The following is a 22,063-nucleotide window of genomic DNA, read 5'->3' as shown; positions in this document are numbered from 1 at the left end:
GAGGGCAGATTCTGACATGAAAAAGAGCATCATGCCCACAGGCGAATCTCCGAACAAATCGCTGGCGGCGGTGCTTCTTGCACCACGCAGTGTCGCCCTCGTGGGCGCGTCCGACGATCCATCCAAAACGGCCGCACGGCCGCTTCGGTTTATCCGTCAAGCGGGTTTCGACGGCGAAGTGTATCCAATTAATCCAAACCGTGACACCGTTCTTGGCGAAAAAGCATGGCGTAGTATCGGCGATCTGCCAGTCGTTCCGGATCACGCGTTCATCCTCACGCCAACCGACGCGGCAATTGAGGCGCTAGAGGAATGCGCGGAGCTTGGTGTCCCGGTCGCGACGATTCTTGCTGCCGGATTCTCGGAGAGCGGAGCCGAGGGCGAAGCTCGCGAAGCACGCGTGCGGGAAATTGTGCGCCGAACAGGTATTCGTGTTCTCGGCCCGAGCGGACTCGGGGTGGTGAATGTTCGCCGTAGGCTGGCGCTTACTGCGAATGCCGCGTTTGCAGAACCTGACCTTCCTGTGGGGGGGCTGTTCGTCGCCTCGCACAGCGGAAGCATGATTGGTGCGCTAGTGTCACGAGGCAAGGCGCGCGGGGTTGGCTTTGCTGGCCTCGTGTCAGTCGGCAACGAGGTGGATCTGAGCGTGGGCGAAATCTGCGCGGCGACGCTGGACGATCCTGATGTTACCGGCTACATGCTTTTTCTCGAAACCTTGCGACATTCCGATAAGTTGCGCCAGTTTGCGGTCCAGGCAGCCCGCAAGGGAAAGCCAGTTGTCGCGTATAAGCTCGGGCGATCAAGCGCTGCTGCAGAACTGGCGGTATCGCACACGGGAGCACTCGCCGGCGAAGATGACGTCGCCGATGCCTTTCTCAAGGGTTGTGGCATCGCACGCGTTGAAACGCTGGACGCTTTCCTCGAAAGCTCAGCATTGCTTGCGCGAATCCCGGTACCGCAAGTGGTGAGCTCAACGAAGCCACGAGTCGCGGTCGTGACCACAACTGGCGGCGGCGCAGCCATGGTCGTCGATCAACTGGGCGTGCGCAATATCGACGTACAGCATCCGAGCGCTGAGACCTACGCGCGACTCGCCGCTGCCGGTGTGGAAGTCGGCAATGGCCGCATTGTGGACCTGACGCTCGCTGGCACGCGCTATAACGTCATGGCTGCTGCGCTCGACGTGCTTCGCTCAGCACCGGAATTTGATCTGGTTGTGGCAGTCGCGGGGTCGTCGGCGAGGTTTTCGCCGGAATTGGCGGTGCGTCCGATACTCGATAGCGCTTCGCTGTCACCAGAACTCCTGCCGCTGGCGGCCTTTGTTGTGCCTGATGCCCCTGAAGCATTGTCGCGCCTGACTGCAGGGGGGGTTCCCTGCTTTCGCACGCCCGAATCTTGCGCTGACTCTATCGCCGCCGCCTTCGCACGGCGCATGCCGTCGGGCATCCCAGATATTGCGGATAAAGAGGAAGAGCGCAGTTCAGTAGGATTCCTTGACGAACTTGCCGCATACGATCTGCTGACAAAGGTCGGTGTTCCTCACGCACCGGCGCTCGGGATTGATGTTGAGGGCGATGTTGCGATCCCTGAAGATTTGCAGTATCCACTCGCGGTGAAGGTGCTGTCGGCAGATGTGCCGCACAAGACAGACGTCGGGGGGGTTGAGCTGGGAATTTGCGACAAGAACCAACTCAATGCTGCGATCGAGAAAATCCGTGCGAACGTCTCGCAGAATGTTGACGGTTTCAAACTTAAGCGAGTGTTGGTTCAGCAGATGGTCAAGGGATTAGGCGAGGTTCTTATCGGATATCGCCGGGACGCACAGGTTGGCCCGATCGTGATGCTCGCGTCTGGCGGGATCCTCACTGAAATTTACCGCGACCGTGCATTGCGTCTTGCCCCCGTCACCCGCGAGTCGGCCCTTGAGATGATCTCCGAAGTCAAGGCCATGCGCGCGCTCGATGGTTATCGTGGCAAAGCGCGCGGAGACATCGAGGCATTGGCTGACGCGATCGTTTCCGTTTCCAACTTGGCGACGCAGTCCGACATCACGGTGCTGGAGGCTGAGGTTAATCCTGTCATGGTCCTTGAGGAAGGCAGCGGTGTTGTGGCCGTGGACGCACTTGTAAAGATCGGGAAATAGCATGGGCATGCACACGCGCTCGAATCCTGAGACGAAGCCCGAGGCAGTTCGTCGCGAGAAACAGGGCCTGGTTGGATTCCTCGTTATCGACAATCCGCCTGTCAATGCCAGTTCAGTGGAGGTCCGACGAGGACTATTAATTTGCTCGTGCGCTGGACAGCAAAGAAATTGTTGAACGTGCTCTGGCCTCGATCGTCAATGAAGCTGTGAGGGTGATGGAAAAGGGCGTGGCATCCCGGACGAGTGACATTGACATCGTACTTGTCCATGGCTACGGATTCCCGCGCCATCTCGGCGGCCCGCTATTCTGGGCACAACATAATGGCCCGGAAAAGATCCACCAGATGATGAAGCGTCTGAGATTTGCATCAGGAATTGACTTTATCTGCGGTGACATGACCTATGTCTTCCCAAAACAATAAATTGGGACGGCGAGAATATCTGGTCGCATCCATTTTGTAGGCGGAGGAAAAGTAGTGAAGATTCTCGTTGCAGTAAAGCGCGTCGTCGATGCAAATGTGAAAGTGTCTGTAAAGGCGAACAATACGAGTGTAGACATCGCGAATGTGAAGATGTCGATGAATCCGTTCGACGAAATTGCTGTTGAAGAAGCAGTGCGCCTGAAGGAAGCAGGCGTAGCGACTGAAGTGATCGCGGTTTCAGCGGGTGGGGCGCAATGTCAGGAGACCCTGCGCACTGCTCTAGCGATTGGCGCGGACCGCGCGATCCTGATCGAGTCAAACGAAGACCTGCAACCTCTGGCTGTCGCCAAGCTGTTGAAGGCGCTGGCCGACAAGGAAAAGCCTGAACTCATCGTACTCGGCAAGCAGGCGATCGACGACGACTTCAACCAGACGGGCCAGATGCTTGCTGCGCTGGCGGGGCTGCCACAAGCGACGTTCGCATCGAAGGTGGAGATTGCCAGCGGTAAAGCAATGGTGTCGCGCGAAGTGGATGGCGGCACGGAAATACTGTCGCTGAAGCTGCCCGCGGTCGTGACGACCGATCTGCGATTGAATGAGCCGCGCTACGTGACGTTGCCCAACATCATGAAGGCGAAGAAGAAGCCGCTCGAAACTGTGAAGCCAGAGGACCTGGGCGTCGATGTCACGCCGCGTCTAAAGACGCTAAAAGTCAGTGAGCCGCCGAAGCGTCGCGCAGGCGTCAAGGTGGCCGACGTGAACACGCTCATCGAAAAGCTCAAGACCGACAAGGTGCTTTGATCGCGCGGATTTACGAATAGCAGAGGCGAATGAAATGAGGATTTTGGTAATTGCTGAACATGACAATGCGTCACTGAAGGCGGTGACGCTGAACACTGTCGCTGCAGCACAGAAGATCGGTGGTGAGATTCATGTGTTGGTCGCGGGGCACAATGCGAAATCGGTGGCTGACTCGGCGGCTAAGGTTGCGGGAGTGTCGAAGGTGTTGTTTGCCGATGCACCGCATCTGGCTGAAGGCCTCGCGGAAAACGTCGAGGCAACAGTGCTGAACATCGCGAAGGACTATTCGCATATTTTCGCGTCCGCAACCGCTTACGGTAAGAGCGTTGCGCCGCGCATCGCGGCAAAGCTTGATGTCGCGCAGCTCAGCGAAATCACAGCTGTCCATTCCCCCGACGTTTTTGAGCGTCCGATCTACGCGGGAAACGCGATCGCGACCGTTCAATCGACTGATCCGATCAAGGTCATCACAGTTCGCGCAACCGGCTTTTGCGCGGTTGCCGCGGTGGGCGGCACTGCATCGGTCGAGACGTTCGATGCCGCACCCGACGCAGGCGTTTCGCGGTTCGTGAGCCGTGAGATGACGAAGTTGGATCGTCCGGAACTGACGTCGGCTAACGTCATTGTGTCGGGCGGACGGGGTCTGGGCAGCGGTGAGAACTACGCGACGGTGCTGGGACCTCTGGCTGACAAGCTCGGTGCGGCGATGGGCGCCTCGCGCGCTGCCGTCGATGCGGGCTATGCACCGAACGACTATCAGGTCGGTCAAACAGGCAAGATTGTTGCGCCGCGGTTGTACATCGCGGTTGGCATTTCGGGTGCTATACAGCACCTCGCGGGGATGAAGGACTCGAAGGTTATCGTCGCGATCAATAACGATGACGAGGCGCCAATTTTCAGTGTCGCGGACTACGGCCTCGTGAGCGACCTGTTTACAGCAGTCCCGGAACTGGTAGCATCTATCTGAAGTGGCCGCACCGACGGTATCGACACAAAGGAAGTTCAGATTCTTTGATGGCCTGTCGCCCGAGCGAGGGAGCCGGAGAGTTTCTGAGATTTCAGGAAGTGTATGAGCGAGGCTTTCCTGTGCGAGGCAATTCGCACCCCGATTGACCGTAATGCTGGTTTGCTCTCGTCGGTGCGTGCCGGGGATCTAGCCGCAGTCCCGCCCAAGGCTCTGATTGAGCGCAACAAGGACGTCGACTGGAGCGCAATCGATGAGGTGATTTTCGGCTGCGCTAACCAGGTGATCGAAGATAGCTGCAACGTCGCGCGCATGTCGCTGCTGCTTGCGGGACTACCTAAGGAAGTGCCGGGCTTAACGGTCAATCGTCAGTGCGGCTCGGGCATGGATGCTGTGGCCGTCGCGGTGCGGGCGATCAAGTCGGGGGAGGCGGGTCTGATGATCGCAAGCGGGGGCGAGAGCATGAGCCGTGCGCATTTCGTGATGGGCAAGGCGACGGGCATGTTTTCGCTACAGTCCCACATTTCCGACGTCCCGATCGAATTTTTGCGCCCTCATTGCTGAGTGAAACCTGTGCGTATAGATCCCGTCACGATTCGGCTGTTTGTCACAGTCGTTGAAGAGGCCAGCATAAGTCGAGCTGCGGACAGAGAACACATTGCCTTGTCCGCCGCGAGCCGCCGCATTAGCGAATTGGAAGATCTACTAGGTGCGAAATTGCTCTATCGCACACCCAACGGGGTTATCGCGACGCCAGCTGGCGAAGCGGTGCTCCGGCGAGGCAGGAATGTGCTGCGAGAATTGCAAGAGATGGAGACGGAAATAAGCGCTTACGGGGATGGGCTGCGTGGTCTCGTTCGGATAGCAGCAAATATCTCGTCGCTCATGCAATTCGTTCCGGATCGCGTGGCGTCGTTCAAGGCGAAATATCCACTCGTGCAGATCAACATCAAGGAAACAACGAGCGCTGAGGCCGTCAAGGCGGTTCAAGACGGATATGTCGACATTGGAATTGCATCGTCGTCAACACCCGCGGAAGGGTTGACTGCTTTTTCATGCTGGGAGGACCAGCTTGTCTTGGCGGTTCCGAAAGACCATGCGCTTTCACAGTTGGACGGTGTTACCTGCCTGCAGGCGCTTGAATTCGAGTTCGTGACATTGCAGTACGGCGGATCGATAGAAACCGAGATCCGAAAAGTGGCGAGAGAAGCGGGTAAGAGCCTCGCGGCGGCCGTGACTGTCAGCAGCTTTGATCCAATGGCGAGAATGGTCAGTGCCGGGGTTGGCGTGGGGGTCATGCCGTTAGGTGTGGCGGTCCAACTCGAAAAAATTCTGGACTTCGTGTATCTCCCACTGTTGGACGGCTGGGCAAACAGGAAGCTTCAAATGTATTGCAGGCCAACCGACGAACTCACTACTTCCGCAGCAATCTTTGTTTCTCTCCTACGTGAAAGGGGGCTTGCTGAATGAGCAATTGATTCGTTAGGGAGAGGGTGAGAAAGTCAGGCTTCCAAGAGCGAATCGCCACTATAACGGAGGAGCCGACGTGAACACTCTAGATTTTGCTGAAGAACAAGTAGAGATCCGGGTTTCTATTTTGCTTGGGGGATCAAGCAAAAGGCTGTACTTTCTCGAACACGACTTGCCGCCCGCGGGCGCGATGCGCGATTCAATCTTAAAGCGCGCAATGGGCACACCCGACCCAGAAGTTGTCAAGTTCGACAAGCTTGGTTTTGCTCGTACCGCGCGCAAAATAATGGACGGAACGGCATACATTCCCGCGACTGATGTGAAATGTGACTGAGTGGTGAACCGTTGAAAAATTAGCAGCTTCCCCCCATAGCGCAACCGCCGGTGCTCGAGGTTCCACGCATCACTCTATATTCTGCGCCCCGTGCTTGAAAGCGCCTGTCGGGTGACGTTTCGACTGGGTGGCCTGCTCAGCAATCGAAGTCTAATAAAAAAAATGTAAAGCGCCGAAGTTCTATATCCAAAACGGTGGAGACAATGCGTCAGATCAACATCAAAACGATGGTCAATGAGGCCAAGCTAAGCACATTTCACTATCGCATATTATTGGTGTGTGCGTTGATCATAGCCTTCGATGGTTACGATCTGACCGTTAGCGGTGTCGCGTTACCTTGGATTATGAAGGAAATGGCGATAAATGCTACCTATGCCGGCGTCCTCATCAGCTCAGCTCTAGTTGGAATGATGGTCGGAAATATCGTGTTTGGGACTGTCGCGGATAAAATAGGGAGGCAAAAAATCATCGTACTTTGCATTCTCCTATGTAGCGTGTTCACCGCAGCGGCAGGATTCTGCAAGGAACCTGTATCCTTTTCCGCCGCACGGTTCATAGCTGGGCTGGGACTCGGCGGGGCAATGCCAAATGTCGTATCGCTCATGACGGAATACTCACCTGTGCGTATACGGAATGCATTGGTGACATCGGTTTTCAGCGGATTTTCACTCGGCGGCTTGCTGGCAGCCGGCCTGGGCAAGGGTTTGATTGAGAGCTATGGATGGCAGTCCGTCTTTATTGCGGCCGCCGCGCCGGTTCTGCTAATCCCGATGATCTGGAAATCGACACCCGAGTCTATCCCGTTTCTGATTCGAGGCGGACGAATAGACGAATTGAAGAAGATTGCTAGTCGTGTCGACGGTCAATATAGACCCAATTCCGACGACCGGTTTGTCGAAAACCACTTAGAAGCTGCTAGTGAGGCACCTGTTCGTCAACTGTTTCAGCAGGAACGAGGTTTGAGTACCTTGATGTTTTGGATGGCGTGCTTCATCTGCCTGTTTACCGTGTACGGTCTGAGCTCATGGCTCATAAAACTCATGGCCGGTGCAGGTTATAGTAACGCCTCAGCCCTGACATTTATGGTGGTTATGAATCTTGGGGGCGTATGTGGGGTTTTGATCGGAGGTGTTCTCGCGGACCGGCTTGGTATCAAGTGCGTCCTTATGGGAATGTTCGTATTAGCGGCAGTGTCGATTATCCTTTTGGGGGTGAGGGCCCCAACGATCCTGGTATATGTATGGATCGCCATTGCTGGTGCCTGCACTATTGGTACGCAAAATTTGATCAACGCTTATGCGGGTCAATTCTACCCAATCCATATCCGAACCACCGGTGTTGGCTGGGTGCTCGGAGTTGGGCGCGCGGGTGCTATTCTGTCGCCAGTAGCCATCGGCATGTTAGTTCATATGGGGCTCTCGCGTGAGCAATATTTTCTGGCAATCGGAATTCCGTCATTTGCTGCTGCAATTGCAATAACGTTGATCGATAACATTCGTTCTGATCTTCCCGCGCCAGACGGGAACGCAAATCTAAGCGATGAACGTGCCGTCGTTCGAGCACAGACGTAAATCTTGAAACAGGCCGCAGCCCTGATCTGGTGAAAATAGGTATGCCGGTCGAGATACATGTTTATAGACAGGATACCTTGTCGATCGGACAGGACAGCATTCCATACGGCAGACGCAGTGACATCCTTCAGGCCGAGCTTCGGGAGATCGAACTGCCCCTTGCGAATTCGATGCGTCAACTCGATGCCTGAAATTGTATCGCGGCGCTCCTGAACCGTTTGCAACCGGGCATCACATTCGTTCTGGATTTGATATGGCGATGATCCTGCTCGATCGCATTGTTCAGATATTTGGACGATCGAACCTTTGTGTCTTCGGGAAGCAGACCATCCGCCTCAATCTCGCGCACCGCGCGGTGCGAGGCAGCATAACCATCGAGCGTGATGGTCTCCGGCGACTGGCCCTGATGCCTGAAAGCCTTGCTGAAGAAGGCTTTGGCGGCAGCCACGTCGCGCCTCGCCCTGAGCATGAAGTCCGCGGTCTGGCCGGCCCGATCCACCGCGCGATAGAGGTAGACCCACCTGCCACGAATCTCCAGGCAGGTCTCATCGACACGCCACGAACGACCTGCGGGTGTAGCAAAGCGGTTCCAGCGATTGACGAACTCGGGCGTATAGCGCCTCACCCAGCGCAGGATCGTTGTGTGAGCCAGCGACAAGCCCCGATCGGCCATCATCTCGACCAGATCGCGGAGGCTGAGCCTGTAGCGCAGGTACCAGCGAACACAGCATGATGATCTTCCGATCAAAATGGCTTCCGCCGAACAACTCCTCCAGACTCTTCAGCTTGCTCATCGCGTGGCATCAGTTCGTTCTGTTCCGACATCTCTAACCGATTCGCCGATCTCATTTGCACCGGAGCCTGATGACCCAACTGCTAAGAAAGATCGACCTGACCTCGCTGCGCCTGTTTCTGGCTGTTTGTCAGGAACGGAGTATCACGCGCGCCGCCGACCGTGAGTGCATTACGCCGTCGGCTGTGAGCCGGCGCATTGCGGAAATTGAAGCGCTGATTGGGCTACCCGTGTTAATCAGGGAGTCTCGCGGCATTACTGTGACACCGGTCGGTAACACGGTGATGCGTCATGCGCAAGCGGTCGTAGCAAACCTCGAGAGCATGGAGGCTGAACTGTCCCGCTACACGAGTGGCGCAAAGGGCAACGTGCGTGTGGTGGCAAACCTATCCGCTGTGGTGCAGTTTTTACCGGAAGACATCGCGTCGTTTAAACGTGCGTTTCCTGACGTTGATATCGAAATCGACGAGCAAACTAGCGACAACGTGTTACGCAGCGTTCGCGAAGGCGATGTCGATTTCGGCATCTGCAATGCCATCGCCGACACCGAAGGGCTCGATCTGCGCGTATATCGGAGTGATCGACTCGTACTTATGGTGCCTGCAGGGCACCGCCTACGTAGTGTGACGACCGTGAGCTTGCGCGAGATCGTCCCAGAGCAACTTGTCGGCCTGCGCAGCGACGCCTCATTGATGAAGCTGCTCACCGAGCAGGCGCAGAAGCTCGATTCCAGGCTCGATGTGAAGATCCGCGTTGGTAGTCTTGATGCGTTGTGCCGCATGGTGCACGTGAAGCTCGGCGTAGCCGTCGTTCCGCAACAAATTGGGGAACTGTACGTCAATACACTGGAAGTGAGGCTTGTGCCGATCGCGGAGAAGTGGGCGCTACGCACACTCTCGATTGTGTGCCGTAACTTCGAGAGCCTAGTTGCACCAGCAGCCGCACTTGCCAATTTTCTCACGGGCAAGCGGTGATCCGCAGCGTTCTCGAATCGAGAATTCTGACATGACGAGTTGGCACGAAAGGCATGGTGAGCGTCCGCTATGATGGTCCGATTGACACAAAGGGCTGAACTATGCGAAGGACCCTCTACGACAAGCTGTGGGATGCGCACGCGATCACCACTGAGGAAGACGGTACGACACTGCTTTACGTAGATCGTCATTTAATCAACGAAGTGTCGAGTCCTCAGGCGTTTGAGGCGCTGGAGATGGCCGGACGCACACCCTGGCGTGCTGGCTCGAACTTCGCTGTCGCAGACCATAACGTTCCGACGACAAATCGCTTGGACGGACATATCGAAGATCCGATCTCACGTCTTCAAGTCTCAACGCTGGACCAAAACGCGAAAACCCACCGAATTCCGTTCTTCGGCATGCGCGATCCTCGCCAGGGCATCGTGCACGTGGTCGGACCGGAGCAAGGTATTACGCTGCCAGGCATGACGATCGTTTGTGGCGACTCTCACACGTCGACCCATGGTGCGCTTGCCTGCCTAGCGCATGGTATCGGCACCTCGGAGGTTGAGCACGTACTCGTCACACAGACGCTCCTGACCAGGAAAATGAAGACCATGCTCGTCAAAATTGACGGCATGCTTGCTCCCGGGGTTATGCCCAAGGACCTGATTCTCGCGGTAATCGGCAAGATCGGTACAGCTGGCGGCACCGGCCACGCGATCGAGTATGCCGGTTCGACGATACGGGCGATGTCGATGGAAGGGCGGATGACAATCTGCAACATGACTATCGAGGCGGGTGCACGCGCTGGCATGGTTGCATTCGACGACACCACGCTCGAATACGTACGCGGCCGACCACTCGCCCCGCGGGGCGAACAATGGGAGAGCGCCGTCGAGTATTGGCGCACGCTTCACACAGATGCCGGTGCTCAATTTGACGCCATTGTGGAAATCGATGCGACGCGGATCAAGCCGCACGTGACGTGGGGCACATCGCCTGAAATTGTGGTTGAGATCGACGGCTGCGTGCCAGACCCACTCATGGAAGCAGATCCGGTTCGACGTGACGGCATTCGCAAGGCGCTCGACTACATGGAGCTCACGCCAGGAACGCCGATTTCCGAAATCTCCATCGACAAGGTCTTCATCGGGTCATGTACGAACTCGCGCATCGAGGATCTGCGGTCGGCGGCGGCCGTCGTGCGTGGCAAACATCGCGCGATAAACGTAACGCTAGCGATGGTCGTTCCAGGGTCGGGATTGGTGAGAGCTCAAGCAGAACGCGAAGGGCTCGATAAGGTATTCATGGATGCGGGATTCGAGTGGAGAGAGCCGGGCTGCTCGATGTGTATGGCGATGAACGACGATCGGCTCAAGCCGGGCGAGCGTTGTGCGTCGACTTCTAACCGCAATTTCGAGGGCCGCCAAGGGCCGGGTGGGCGAACCCATCTGGTAAGCCCAGCGATGGCGGCGGCCGCGGCGATTGCAGGCCATTTCGTCGATGTCCGCGCGCTGCGGTGAGATGCCTGCCTCAAGTACACACCGACACATTGAATCGTGCACCATTAATACATTCGGACTTTTTCAATGACACCGCTGATCTGCCACGAGGGCCTCGTTGTTCCGCTTGATCGTGCCAATGTCAGCTTCTAAGCATGAGCGATGTGCCGTAGGCGGGGCCACATGCTTTCCTGGAACGGGGAATCGATTGCTATTACCGGGTATCTGAAGTGCATGTGTGTCAGCGGCCGTTCCAATGAGGTGGCGTAGCGCGATGACATGAGCCGCTCAAACGAGTAGTTGATGGAGACGAACTGGTCGACTAACGCTCCTCTGTCCGTCTCTCAGATTCAGGTTGTAGCCCAGATACAAGACTCGGATGCCGCCCGTACAGGCCGGCTAGACGCTCACGGGTGAATCAGGCTTGCCATCTCGCGATGAAACGTGAGTCGCATCGAATATGTGCATGGTCACCTCTGCTCGAGGCCTGCTCGCGGAGCAGCGGGACCACCGGTCCGTCACACCTAGCCAACGGTCATTGGACAGTTGCGCCGCATCGACAGCAGTTCTTCGCACTCGGTTTCAGTGAGATTCAATTTATCCACACACCTTTCGATCTCTGCAATTTCCATGGATCGATGGACCAATTGGTGGATCGATGCAGTGTTCCATCTGCACGCACAGTAAGGCGGGCAGGTACCAGGGCATATATATAGGCACCTGGCGCTTCGGAACTACCTTGCAGTCGATTGCAATTGCTCGAAAGTGGTAATCGTGCCTGCGAGTGCGCTGGCGGCTACCGTGTACGGGCTGGCGAGCCACACACTGCCCGGACCCGATCGGCCGGGAAAATTGCGATTGATCGCGCTGATCGTCACTTCGCTAGCTGAGGCCGATTGTCCCGGGCCGCAATTTGAGCAGGCACCGCATCCCGGCATCAGCAGCGTTGCGCCGGCACGTTCGAATACATCGAGGTACCCGCGCAATTCACAATAGCGCCGCACATCCAGAGTTCCAAACTGAAGATACAAGCGTGTGCTATGGGGCACGCAGAGACCGTGCTCCACACCCCAGCGCAACACCTCGAAGTAGTAGTCGAAATCCTCGCGCTTGCCAGCGGTGCAGGACCCACCGTAAGCAATGTCGATCGCCACAACCTCGTCGAGGGCGGCAGTTGCAACTCCGTTGCCCGGATCTCCTGGGCGCGCGAGCATTGGCTCGATTGCCGCTCCATCGATGTGGATGACGTCCCGATACTCCGCGTCCGCATCGCTGTGCATCCATTCTTCCAGCGTGAAGTCAATTCCGCGTCGCTCCTTCAAGAACGCCACCGTTCGAGCATCTGGTTCGACAATACCGGCAAAACCCCCGAGTTCGGCGACCATGTTCGTCAACGTGGCCCGTTCGTCGATCGACATCGCTCGCACAGCAGGACCACCATACTCGAACAGAAGACCGATTGCACCGCCTGTGCGAATTGTCTCCGTCCTCAACAGATGCAGGACAACGTCTTTGGCGGTTACACCAGGACGCAAGGAGCCGTCGATCTCGATGCGCAGCGTGTCCGGCACCCTGCAACGCACATAGCCGGTTACCCAACTGTTGGCGATATCAGTGGCGCCGGCACCGAACGCGAGGCAACCCAGTGCACCAGAGTGCGTCGTGTGCGAATCGGTGCCGACGACGATTTGCCCCGGCAACGCATATCTCTCCACCATCAGCGCGTGGCAGATCCCGTCGGAGCCTAACTGGTCCGGCAGTGCACCGTGCGCCTGCACACCATAATCGCTTGTGAAGACGGAGTGCGCGTCTTGGAGGTTCGCAATCCCTGGCAACAACCCACCGCGCACGTGCGGTATGCTCTGCGCGGCCAGTGCGAGGTGATCTTGGAAAGCGATGATTCCTTCTGGCGAGAACAGGGGAGAAGGTTTGCCGAACGCTCGATGCATAAGGTGTGCGCACATGCCGGTGAAGTAGTCATGGCTGAACCGCCAGTCCGCGGCGAGGAACACTCCGTCGCCGTGAGCGACATGATCGACGCCGGGATGCAGGTGGCGTTCAATAATTTTCTCGGCAAGGGTTTTAGGGACCGTGTGATCCTGACCCTCGCGAGTCTGCGGTGTCGGCCATACCTGTGATTTGCTATAGGCCAGAAGCCCACCACTGCGGATTACAGCGCGGGTGAGCGAGTCGCGTCCACGCAGAAATTCTTCAATGGGTACCGCTTCGCCGGCAATTAAACGGTCCAGCACCGAGAAGTCCGTAGTCGTCAGGATGCCAATGTTGTCGCAGTTTTGTTGATAGATACGCTCGAAACTTTCGGCGACGATTACACGGATGCCCGCGGACAACTCAGCAAGCGGACTTGACTCCCTCGATGATCCCTTTCCGTAACGCTTGCCCGCGACACAGACCTGGAAGCCACCACGCAAGATATCGTTTTCCTTGACGGGCAACTCGCTGCCAGAGCGGAAGCCGACATATGGGTAGTGGCCGAGACGTTCGTCGTAACAGAGCATCACCGTAACGGGCGTAATTTCGTCTGTCGAAACATTGTCGCGCAATGGCGTCGCGTGTTCTCGCGTTAGATTTTTTCCGGCAAGTTGTGCTCTCATCACGGCCGGATCGTCAGACAGATAGAGGACTCGGCCGCTCAAGGTGATCATATCGTTCACGTGTCGTGCTTTAAGTTATCCAGTATTCGACTTTACGTCGGAGACGGGCCGACCAGCGTTTCCGTTCGTCAACACTGACATCTCGAATCGAGAATGAAGTAGGGACGCAAAGCTCGTTCAATACATGTCGCCGTGATTGGCGCGCCTGCAGGCCACCGGCCAGGCAACATCTCATCGACGCGTCTGAACGAAATGTCGGCATCTGTGACGATCTATCTATTGATCTTCCCCGTGTCGATAGCGATTGCGATGCCGAGCGTAGTTTGGTACTTCCAGTGCTTCGTCGCCAAGGCCAGTCAGTCCACCGGTGCCGTGGATCGCTGCTGGCAGCGGGGGCCAAAACACTTGTCGGAGTAGTTGTGATCGGCTCCACTGCTGGCCTACGGCGATTACACTGAAATTGTGGCTTGCCACCAGAGGAGTGCTGGCGTGGTACCAACCCTAGCTATGCCGTGAGTATTGTCCATTGCGAAAAGGTCTGGTATCACCGATGGTGGTTACCAGTGCCGAAGCAGTGAGTGGTCCGACGCCAGGGATTGTTTTCAGGAGTTGGCCGGGAGCATTCGTTCGATGCATCGTACGGATGCGGCCTTCCAGTTCGGCGAGCTTGTTGGCGAGCTTGCCTTTGTTTCTGGGCCGCTCGTGTCCGAAGGGCTGATCGTCCATCCGCCGCCAAGTGCATGAATCAGGTCGACGCTAGCTTCCAGTTGGCGTGTCCTTACTTGGGTGTCGATCAGTTGGGTACTGAGTTCTGTAGTCTGCGCTGTCACGACGTCAAGATAACTGACCACACCGTCGCGGTAGCGAGAGAACGAGAGGTCAAGCGCGCGCTGGGCCGAACTGAGCGCCTCGTCTTCCTGAGCCGACTCCGTACCGAGGTGATTCAGCAGCGCGAGGTTGTCTTCCACTTGCTGAAATGCGGTTAGCACCACAGCTCGGTACTTTGCGCCGTTCTCCGCAAGTTTCGCCTGGGCCTCGTGAACCAGCGCGGATCTGCGACCGCCGTCGAACAGCGTCTCCGCCAAGGACGGCCCGATCGACCAGATTTCGTTAGGCGCCGCAAGCCACGGGGAAAACGTATCACTCTGAAATCCCCCATCGAGACCTAGCGAAACGTCCGGGAAAAAAGCCGCTTTCGCGACACCGATATTCGCGTTCGCCTGAGCTACGCGCCGCTCCGCCGCCGCGATGTCTGGTCGGCGTTGCAACAACGAGGCAGGAATATCCGGGGGGATATTGGGTAAATAAGACAGCTCATGGTCGGAGGGCATGCTGAAACTAGACGCAGGCACGCCGATCAAGGTCGAGATCGCATGTTCGTACAGCGCTCGGCTAGCTGTGATGTCCGTTGCTGTCGCGCGCGCAGAATCCAGCTGCGTTTGAGCGCGCGATACGTCGAGATCTGAAGCGATCCCCCCTCGGCGACGGCTCACCGTCAACGCTAGCGCGTGCTGATACGTCTCGATGGTATCTGTCAGGATCTTCGACTGGATATCGAGCCCGACAAGGTTGAAATATGCGGTCGCGAGGTTGGCCTCCAAACTCAGACGAAGCGACTCCACGTCCAATTGCGCCGCGGCTTCCGCAGCCTTTCCCGCGCTCACCCGATTGCGAATTCGCCCCCAAAGATCAAAGTCATAATTGAACCCAACATCGAGTGTGTCGGCGTTGTATACATTCGGTTGGTCGGGGCCGCGTAGCGGTTTGAGCGCGGACTGACGCTGCCGATCAACCTCGGCGCCGACGCCGATCGTAGGGAAGAGCGCTGACTTCGCCTGTTGCACATAAGCCGTCGCCTCATCGTGTCGCGCGAGCGCAGCCTGAAGATCGGGGTTCGCGATAGCAACCTGGCGTTCAAGCGAGTCAAGTGCCGGATCCTGGTATACGCGCCACCAACCCTCTCGCGGAACCTGATCGGCCGGCTTTGCCTGCATCCAGGTCCCGATTTCCTTGAAGGATGTCGGAATGGCCGTCGGCGGTGTCTTATAGGCCGGGGCAAATGAACATGCCGCGAGCGCAAACATGCTTCCGGCGAACAAGCAGATCATTCGCTTACGCATGGCCTGGCTCCGCAGTGTGTTGTGCGCGAGCCATCGAACCATCAGTCTGGCCGGTCCCATCGTGCGCAAGCCTGACTACGTCACCTTCCGCCAAAGAGTCCGGCGGATTGTCAATGACCCGGTCATCTACCTTCAAACCCGAAACGATCTCCACCGTTGAGCCATAGTCCGTGCCCACTCTCACGTCACGCAATCGCGCGTGACTGTTTGCATCAACGACGGCGACCTGCAGTCCTTCTGCGCGGAAAATCAGCGCGCTTGCAGGTATGGCGACTGCCTGGCTAGCTGCTGGCAAGGCGAAATGCACCTGGGTGTACTCGCCCGGGAAAAGCAATCCGGAAGTGTTGTCTTCAGTGAGCTGAACCAGAAGCGTGCCGGACTCCGGCGCTATAGCCTGGTCGGTGTCAACCAGCTTCGCCGTGAAAGTCATGCCCGGCCTCTCCGGTACCGTTAGCGTTGCGCTTAGTTCGGGCTGAATAGCCGCGGCATCCACCTGTGGCACACTCACGTACACCCGCATCTTTTTTGCGTCGGAGACCGTGAAGAGTTCTGGTCCATTCCCGCTGCCCACATCAATAAGCTGGCCCACGTCGGTCTTTCTGGCCGTGACGATTCCGTCGAAAGGTGCAATGAGCTTCTTGAACGACTCAAGAGCCTGAAGACGCCTCACGTTCGCACGTCGCGCGTCGACTGTCGCCGCTTTCGCGACAAGATCGCTCGTCTTCTCGTCCGCCTCCTGTTGCGAAACCGATTGCTGACCGAGCATCTCTGTCCAACGCTTTGCCGTTGTCTCAGCCAGCTGCTCATTCGCGATCGAATTCTGCAGATCCGCTTGGGCCTGCTGCAATTCCTGATCAAGATCAGGCGTGTCGATCTCTCCAAGCAGTTGGCCAGCTTTCACATGGGCCCCGATATCTGCATACCAGGCATGCAGATAGCCGGAGACACGCGCGTAGATTGGCGCGTTCACCTCCGCTGCTAGAGTCCCGGGCAGAACGAGAGGCTGCGTTGCCCCCACCGGCTTCGGCTTGATGGTGGCGACCGTCGGGATCGTCTGTTCGTTTGTCCATGTGACAAGCTGCTGCTTCGCACGGGCGCGACTCAGGATTCCAGTCGTAACGATGCCGACCGCGATTAGAGCCGCGCAGATTCCAACCAGTTTCAGGCGGCGAATCCCTTTGGAGGGTTTGACTTCAACTTCCGTGTTGACTTCAGTTTGCGTGGACATGCGATTCTCCATTTTCTTTAACGTTGCTGGCTTCGGTTAGCGTGTCGCGGCGATGGACCAGACTGAAAACAACCGGTACAAATAGCAAGGTCGCGAAGGTCGCACATATCAGACCGCCAATCACAGCACGTCCGAGCGGCGCGTTCTGCTCGCCGCCGTCGCCCATCCCGAGCGCCATTGGCGTCATGCCGATAATCATGGCCAGGGCGGTCATCAAAACCGGTCTGAACCGTGTGAACCCGGCCTCCAGCGCTGCCGCCAGCGCGTTGCCTGTGACGGCCAAGCGTTCGCGTGCGAAGGACACAACGAGAATGCTGTTTGCCGTTGCGACACCCATGCACAGGATGGCACCGGTGAGTGCGGGCACCGACAATGGCGTATGACTGGTGAACAGCATCCACAGGATGCCTGCTAGAGCAGCCGGCAACGCGCAGATGATGACGAACGCATCGCTCCACGAGTGAAAGTTGACGACAATCAGCAGATAGATCAGCACAATCGCGCCTGCCAGGCCGAACACCAGCCCCTTGAAAGCGCTGTTCATCGTCTGCACCTGGCCCCGAACCGTGACGATCGATCCTTTTGGAACGTCCTTCCTTGTCTGGGCAATGACGCGGTCGATGCTGGAGGAGACGGCGCCCAGATCCAAGCCTTGGGGAGTCGCGAAGATGTCGTAGAGAGGTTCGATGTTGTAGTGGGATACGACCGCGTCGCCTACGCTCCGCGAAATCGTGGCGACACCGCCCAAAATCTGCGACGGCCCTGATTTGCCCGTTATCGGTAAGTTCTGGAGGTCGGAGAGCGTCGTCATCCGGTACTGTGGAACCTGTGCCACGATCGGGTATGAAACGCCGTTGTCCGGGTCCAGCCAGTACGTCGGCGCGACCTGGCTCGTACCTGACAGGCTCGCTACGACCGAGTTGGTGACGTCCTGCTCCGTAATTCCCAATTCGTCGGAACGCGAACGGTCAACCGAAACGTTGAACTGTGGATACGTGGAAGCTTGCTGAATCCGAGTATCGGCAATGCCGGGGATGCTTCGCAGTCTTCGCAATAGTTCATCAGCATATCTATGATTCTCATCAAGATTCGGCCCGGTAACCTGCACGTCGATCGGCGCCGGCGCACCGAAGTTAAGAATCTGACTGACAATATCCGCCGGCAGAAATGCGAAGACCGTTCCAGGAAACGCTTTCGGCAACGACGTACGCAGCCGTTTGACATAGTCGGCGGTCGGACCATGCTTAGTATTCAGCGATATCGCGATGTCACCGTCTTGCGGCCCAAGCGTCCCGCTGTTGTTGTAAGTGAGGTTAATGCCACTCACCGGAAGACCAATGTTATCGACGATGCTCGCAATCTGGTCGGGCGGAATTGTCGCTCGTACCGCGTTCTCAACCCTGTCGAACAATGCGGCTGTCTCTTCGACGCGAGTCCCGACCGGTGCCCGGACGTGAATGGCGATTTCACCTGCATCGATATTAGGGAAGAAGTTTTTCCCAAGCCATGGCGCAAGCAGAAATGAGACTGCGACCAAACCAAGAAACGAGAGCACAAACGCACGACGATGGGCCAGCGCGAGGCCCAGGACCCCGCGGTAGCCTCCGCGAATCCCCTCAAAACGCTGCTCGAACGCCTGCTGAAAGCGTATAAGAGGATTACGCGAGGGGGACGTATGCTCACCAGCCTGATCCGGGGGCATTGCGGCTTCCAAGTGGCCCGACATATGAGCGCTGTGTGCGTGCGACCGCAGCAGATATTGCGCCATCATCGGGACGAACGTACGTGACAGAACGAACGACGAAACCATCGCGAACATCACTGCTTCGGCCATTGGCAGAAACAGAAAACGAGCTACCCCATTGAGGAGCAGCATCGGCACGAAGACGATACAGATACACAGCAACGAAACGAACGCTGGCGAAACGATCTGCGCAGCACCGTCCAGGATCGCCGAGCGGACATCCTTTCCTTGCTCAAGGTGCCAGTTGATGTTCTCGATCGTGACTGTGGCATCGTCGACAAGAATCCCCACAGCCAGTGCGAGCCCTCCGAGCGTCATGACGTTCAAGGTTTCGCCGACCGCGGAGAGTGCTGCAATCGCAGCGAGAACAGCGAGCGGAATGGATGAAGCGATGATCAGCGTTGAGCGCCAACTCCCCAAAAAAAGCAAGATCATCAATGACGTAAGGACCGCGGCGATGATGCCCTCACTGGCTACGCCGCCGACCGCGCCCTTGACGAAGACGGACTGGTCGCCCATGGTGACCAGTTTGATACCGGGAGGAAGCGTCTCACGGATGCGCTGCAACTGCTGCTTTGTCCCGGCGATGATGTCGAGCGTGGATGCCGAGCCGCTCTTGAGTACACTCATCAGGACCGCCCGGTGTCCGTCCACTCGCACGATGTTAGTTTGCGGAGGATACCCGTCACGAACGTGAGCGACGTCCCGCATATAGATAACCGCGCCGTTGACCGTCTTGATCGGAAGAGTATTGAGTTCCTCGATCGCAAGCGGACTGTCGTTCAGCTTGATGTTGTATTCGAACTTCGCGATCTTTTGCGTCCCCGCGGGGATGATCTGATTCTGCGCGGCGAGCGCGTTCGCCACGTCTTGTGCGGACAACTTCTTTTCCTGCAGAGCCAACGGATCGAGGTCAACCTGAACTTCGCGCAACTTCCCACCATAGGGCAGCGGTATGGCCACGCCCGGGACACTTAAGAGTTGTGGACGCACGAAGTTCGTCGCGTAGTCGCCAATTTGTTGTTCGTTCAGCTTGTCGCTGGTCAATGCGATCTCGAGCACTGGAACCGTTGACGCGCTGTAGTTAAGAATCTGGGGCGGCGTCGTACCCGGAGGCATCTGTTTAAGGACAGTCTGCGAAATGGATGTCACCTGTGCGGTCGCGGTTCGAACGTCCACGTCCGGCTGGAAGAAAATCTTGACGATGCCAAAACCGTTGAACGATTGCGACTCGATATGCGCGATGTCGTTCACTGTCGTGCCCAAAACGCGCTCGTAATAAGTGACGATCCGACCCGCCATGTCGTCCGGTTCCAGCCCAGTGTAGCTCCATACGACGCTGACAACCGGAATGCGAATATCGGGAAAGATGTCGGTCGGCGTGCGAAGTGCAGCAAGTGACCCAAAGCCCAATATGAGCAGAGCGAGCACGATAAACGTGTACGGTCTGACCAAGGCTAGCCGGACAATTCTTAACATCGGAAGGGCTCCAATCAGTACGGCGTAAGGAAGTGGTATATGAAGTTGACGACACAATCGGTCTCAACTAAGCCAATGATTGATCCCATTGACAGGCAATGCGAACGAGTAGCAAAACGGGTCACGCGGGGAAACGTGAGAGTGGTATCGCGTCGGCTGGTCGATAATGCTGCACGACAAAATCGACGAAGCTGCGCGTTCTCGCAGGAAGATGGCTTCTACCTGCATAGAGAATCGCGATTTCGTAGGATCCCCCGTCGATTGTGCAATCGGGCAGCACTCGCTTGAGGCTTCCTGAATCGATGTCGTCATCGACCATCGATTGGGATACCAAGATGATTCCCATATGGTTTAAAGCGGCGGCCCGAAGCATCGCTTCGCTCGTCGTGCGGAACACACCATTGGTGGCGATGCGATGAGTGGCGGCGGCATCCGAGATTTCCCATGTGGGGTGGTCTCGCCCCGCGAACGTAAGCAGCCGGTGCCTTGTCAGATCAGTAGGCGCGTGCGGTTCGCCGTGTTGAGAGAGATACCGCTCCGATGCAACCAGGATTTCGCCGAAATGGGTTAGCGGCCGGCGCACCATCGTCGAGGGTGCTGGCCCTCTGCTGTCGACGAAGCAGACGTCAAAGCTTTCCGCAGCCATATCGACACATAAGTCGAAGGCCGTAACGTCGAGTTCGACCCGAGGTTGCCGAAGCCGATAACCGGCGATCAGTCTGGCGAACTCCGCGCCGGCGAATGAGCCCGCGCACGCCACTCGCAGCATGCCGTACGGCTGTCGAGTCATTTCGCCCATACGAGACTCGATCTCGTCGACTTTGGCGATGATTTCGCGGCAACTGTCGAGGTAATCGACTCCTTCGTCGGTGACGGACATGCTGCGCGTCGTTCGGTTTAACAGACGCATCTCGAGCCGCTTTTCCAGCGTGATGATAGCCCGCGTCACCTGCGTGGGCGACACACCAAGCTGGTCGGCGGCAAGCCGAAAGCCGCCAGCGTCCGCCACGCGAACAAACACTCGCATCGCTTGTAGTTGATCCATTGCGTATCACCGTCTCACTACTTGCCAATGTGCGCAAAGCTTAGCGAAGCGTGATGGATACCTCGCTGACGGAAAGCTGATATCTGTGTCAGCAAGGTTGGCGAGATCAGATCCTATGAAGACCCAGGCCGCCGAGAGGCCAACGCCTAAAATCAGCGTGCGGAGCTTGGCTCACAGGAGGGCATCATGCGCAGAGATCAGGCATACACGGGTACCGAGGAGCCGGTGTTGGCGGTGTCGCTCGAACTAAGAGCGGTCAAATGGAAGGTCGCGCTGCGCGACGGCCGGCGCGAGAAGCCGGCCGTGCACACGGTCGCACGCCGCTGCCCGCCTGCAGGCCGTGTTGGACGTGATCGAACAGCAGAAGCTGAAGTGGTCGCTGCTGGCGAATACTCGGGTCGTGGTGAGTTACGAGGCTGGTTAGGACACGCTAGGTCTGCCGCGCGCTACAGGCCCGACACGTCGAGTTCCACATCGTCGATCCGGCGAGTATTCCGGTCGAGTGCCACAAGCGGCGCGCGAAGACGGACCGGTTCGATGTGATCAGGCTGGTCATCAACCTGCGCGCGTGCGTGCGTGGCGAGCGTGACTGAATGCACGTGGTTCGCGTGCCGTCACCGCAAAACGAAGCGTCGCGGGAGCTGATGCGCGATCGTTGGGAACTGCAGAAGGACATGCTGCGACACCGCGGCCGCATGCGCAAATTGTTGGTCGGGCTCGGCTGCTGATCGGCCGAAACGCGACCGCAGGGTGGCGGGTGTAATAACGTGCACTCGCACACCCTGTGCCAGCATATCGTCCTGCGCCGCGTCAAGGGTCAGCTGACGCCAGGCTTCGGCTGCCCTTGACGTGTCCATGCCTGTTCGCATGGAC

General features: G+C 57.4%; 14 protein-coding genes and 4 pseudogenes. 11 read left to right on the top strand and 7 right to left on the bottom strand.

The annotated features are described in order from the left end of the window. Nucleotides 1-16 precede the first annotated feature (16 nt). From J3489_RS21215 to J3489_RS21180, 8 genes and pseudogenes are all read left to right on the top strand, one after another. Nucleotides 17-2,143, top strand: coding sequence for an acetate--CoA ligase family protein (locus tag J3489_RS21215; protein ID WP_242540173.1), 2,127 nt, complete (start codon nt 17-19; stop codon nt 2,141-2,143). Nucleotides 2,144-2,295: 152 nt separating this feature from the next. Next, nucleotides 2,296-2,565 carry a 3-hydroxyacyl-CoA dehydrogenase family protein gene (locus tag J3489_RS21210; protein WP_207001381.1) on the top strand — a complete coding sequence of 90 codons (270 nt, stop codon included), beginning with the start codon at nt 2,296-2,298 and terminating at the stop codon, nt 2,563-2,565. 54 nt (nt 2,566-2,619) lie between these two features. Next, complete coding sequence (locus tag J3489_RS21205; protein ID WP_207001322.1) at nt 2,620-3,366, top strand: electron transfer flavoprotein subunit beta/FixA family protein; 747 nt, start codon at nt 2,620-2,622, stop codon at nt 3,364-3,366. A gap of 34 nt (nt 3,367-3,400) precedes the next feature. Next, entirely contained in the window at nt 3,401-4,333 is a 933-nt protein-coding gene (locus tag J3489_RS21200) for an electron transfer flavoprotein subunit alpha/FixB family protein (protein WP_207001320.1), read from the top strand. A gap of 102 nt (nt 4,334-4,435) precedes the next feature. Then, nucleotides 4,436-4,885, top strand: a pseudogene (locus J3489_RS21195) (thiolase family protein); the annotation flags it as partial. Between the two features lie 18 nt (nt 4,886-4,903). Next, a complete protein-coding gene (locus J3489_RS21190; RefSeq protein WP_207001315.1) occupies nt 4,904-5,800 on the top strand; it encodes a LysR substrate-binding domain-containing protein in 897 nt (298 codons plus the stop codon). Between the two features lie 76 nt (nt 5,801-5,876). Beyond that, nucleotides 5,877-6,134: a PrpF domain-containing protein gene (locus J3489_RS21185; protein ID WP_207001313.1), complete on the top strand. Its 258-nt coding sequence runs from the start codon at nt 5,877-5,879 to the stop codon at nt 6,132-6,134. Between the two features lie 203 nt (nt 6,135-6,337). Next, entirely contained in the window at nt 6,338-7,705 is a 1,368-nt protein-coding gene (locus J3489_RS21180; protein ID WP_207001311.1) for an MFS transporter, read from the top strand. Between the two features lie 137 nt (nt 7,706-7,842). Here J3489_RS21180 and J3489_RS21175 read toward each other — a convergent pair. Next, nucleotides 7,843-8,436: pseudogene (locus J3489_RS21175) on the bottom strand (IS6 family transposase); the annotation flags it as partial. Between the two features lie 133 nt (nt 8,437-8,569). On the opposite strand from J3489_RS21175, the gene J3489_RS21170 reads away from it, so the two are divergent. After that, nucleotides 8,570-9,472 (top strand): LysR family transcriptional regulator, encoded by a 903-nt coding sequence (locus J3489_RS21170; RefSeq protein WP_207001309.1) that lies wholly within the window; start codon nt 8,570-8,572, stop codon nt 9,470-9,472. A gap of 101 nt (nt 9,473-9,573) precedes the next feature. Beyond that, nucleotides 9,574-10,980: a 3-isopropylmalate dehydratase large subunit gene (gene leuC / locus J3489_RS21165; RefSeq protein ID WP_207001307.1), complete on the top strand. Its 1,407-nt coding sequence runs from the start codon at nt 9,574-9,576 to the stop codon at nt 10,978-10,980. A 713-nt stretch (nt 10,981-11,693) separates the two neighbouring features. On the opposite strand, the gene J3489_RS21160 is transcribed toward leuC, so the two are convergent. From J3489_RS21160 to J3489_RS21135, 6 genes and pseudogenes are all read right to left on the bottom strand, one after another. Next, nucleotides 11,694-13,634 (bottom strand): aconitase family protein, encoded by a 1,941-nt coding sequence (locus tag J3489_RS21160; protein WP_207001305.1) that lies wholly within the window; start codon nt 13,632-13,634, stop codon nt 11,694-11,696. Nucleotides 13,635-14,037: 403 nt separating this feature from the next. After that, nucleotides 14,038-14,180 (bottom strand): annotated as a pseudogene (locus tag J3489_RS38885) (transposase); the annotation flags it as partial. Further along, on the bottom strand, nt 14,177-15,694 hold the full coding sequence (locus J3489_RS21150) for an efflux transporter outer membrane subunit (protein ID WP_207001301.1): 1,518 nt from the start codon (nt 15,692-15,694) through the stop codon (nt 14,177-14,179). The gene J3489_RS21150 and the pseudogene J3489_RS38885, both read right to left, overlap by 4 nt. Further along, nucleotides 15,687-16,922: an efflux RND transporter periplasmic adaptor subunit gene (locus J3489_RS21145; protein WP_207001299.1), complete on the bottom strand. Its 1,236-nt coding sequence runs from the start codon at nt 16,920-16,922 to the stop codon at nt 15,687-15,689. Before J3489_RS21145 ends, J3489_RS21150 begins: the two co-directional genes overlap by 8 nt. Beyond that, the gene (locus J3489_RS21140) at nt 16,906-20,145 is read right to left on the bottom strand and encodes an efflux RND transporter permease subunit (protein ID WP_207001297.1); all 3,240 of its coding nucleotides are present in this window, start codon (nt 20,143-20,145) and stop codon (nt 16,906-16,908) included. Before J3489_RS21140 ends, J3489_RS21145 begins: the two co-directional genes overlap by 17 nt. Before the next feature lie 121 nt (nt 20,146-20,266). Beyond that, nucleotides 20,267-21,190, bottom strand: a complete 924-nt coding sequence (locus J3489_RS21135) for a LysR family transcriptional regulator (protein ID WP_207001295.1) — start codon at nt 21,188-21,190, stop codon at nt 20,267-20,269. A 186-nt stretch (nt 21,191-21,376) separates the two neighbouring features. On the opposite strand from J3489_RS21135, the pseudogene J3489_RS38880 reads away from it, so the two are divergent. After that, a pseudogene (locus J3489_RS38880) lies at nt 21,377-21,915 on the top strand (IS110 family RNA-guided transposase); the annotation flags it as partial. Nucleotides 21,916-22,063: the final 148 nt, after the last annotated feature.

It is taken from the genome of Trinickia mobilis, from assembly GCF_017315705.1.
Taxonomy (GTDB): domain Bacteria; phylum Pseudomonadota; class Gammaproteobacteria; order Burkholderiales; family Burkholderiaceae; genus Trinickia_A; species Trinickia_A mobilis.
This window is presented reverse-complemented; position numbering and strand designations above follow the sequence as displayed.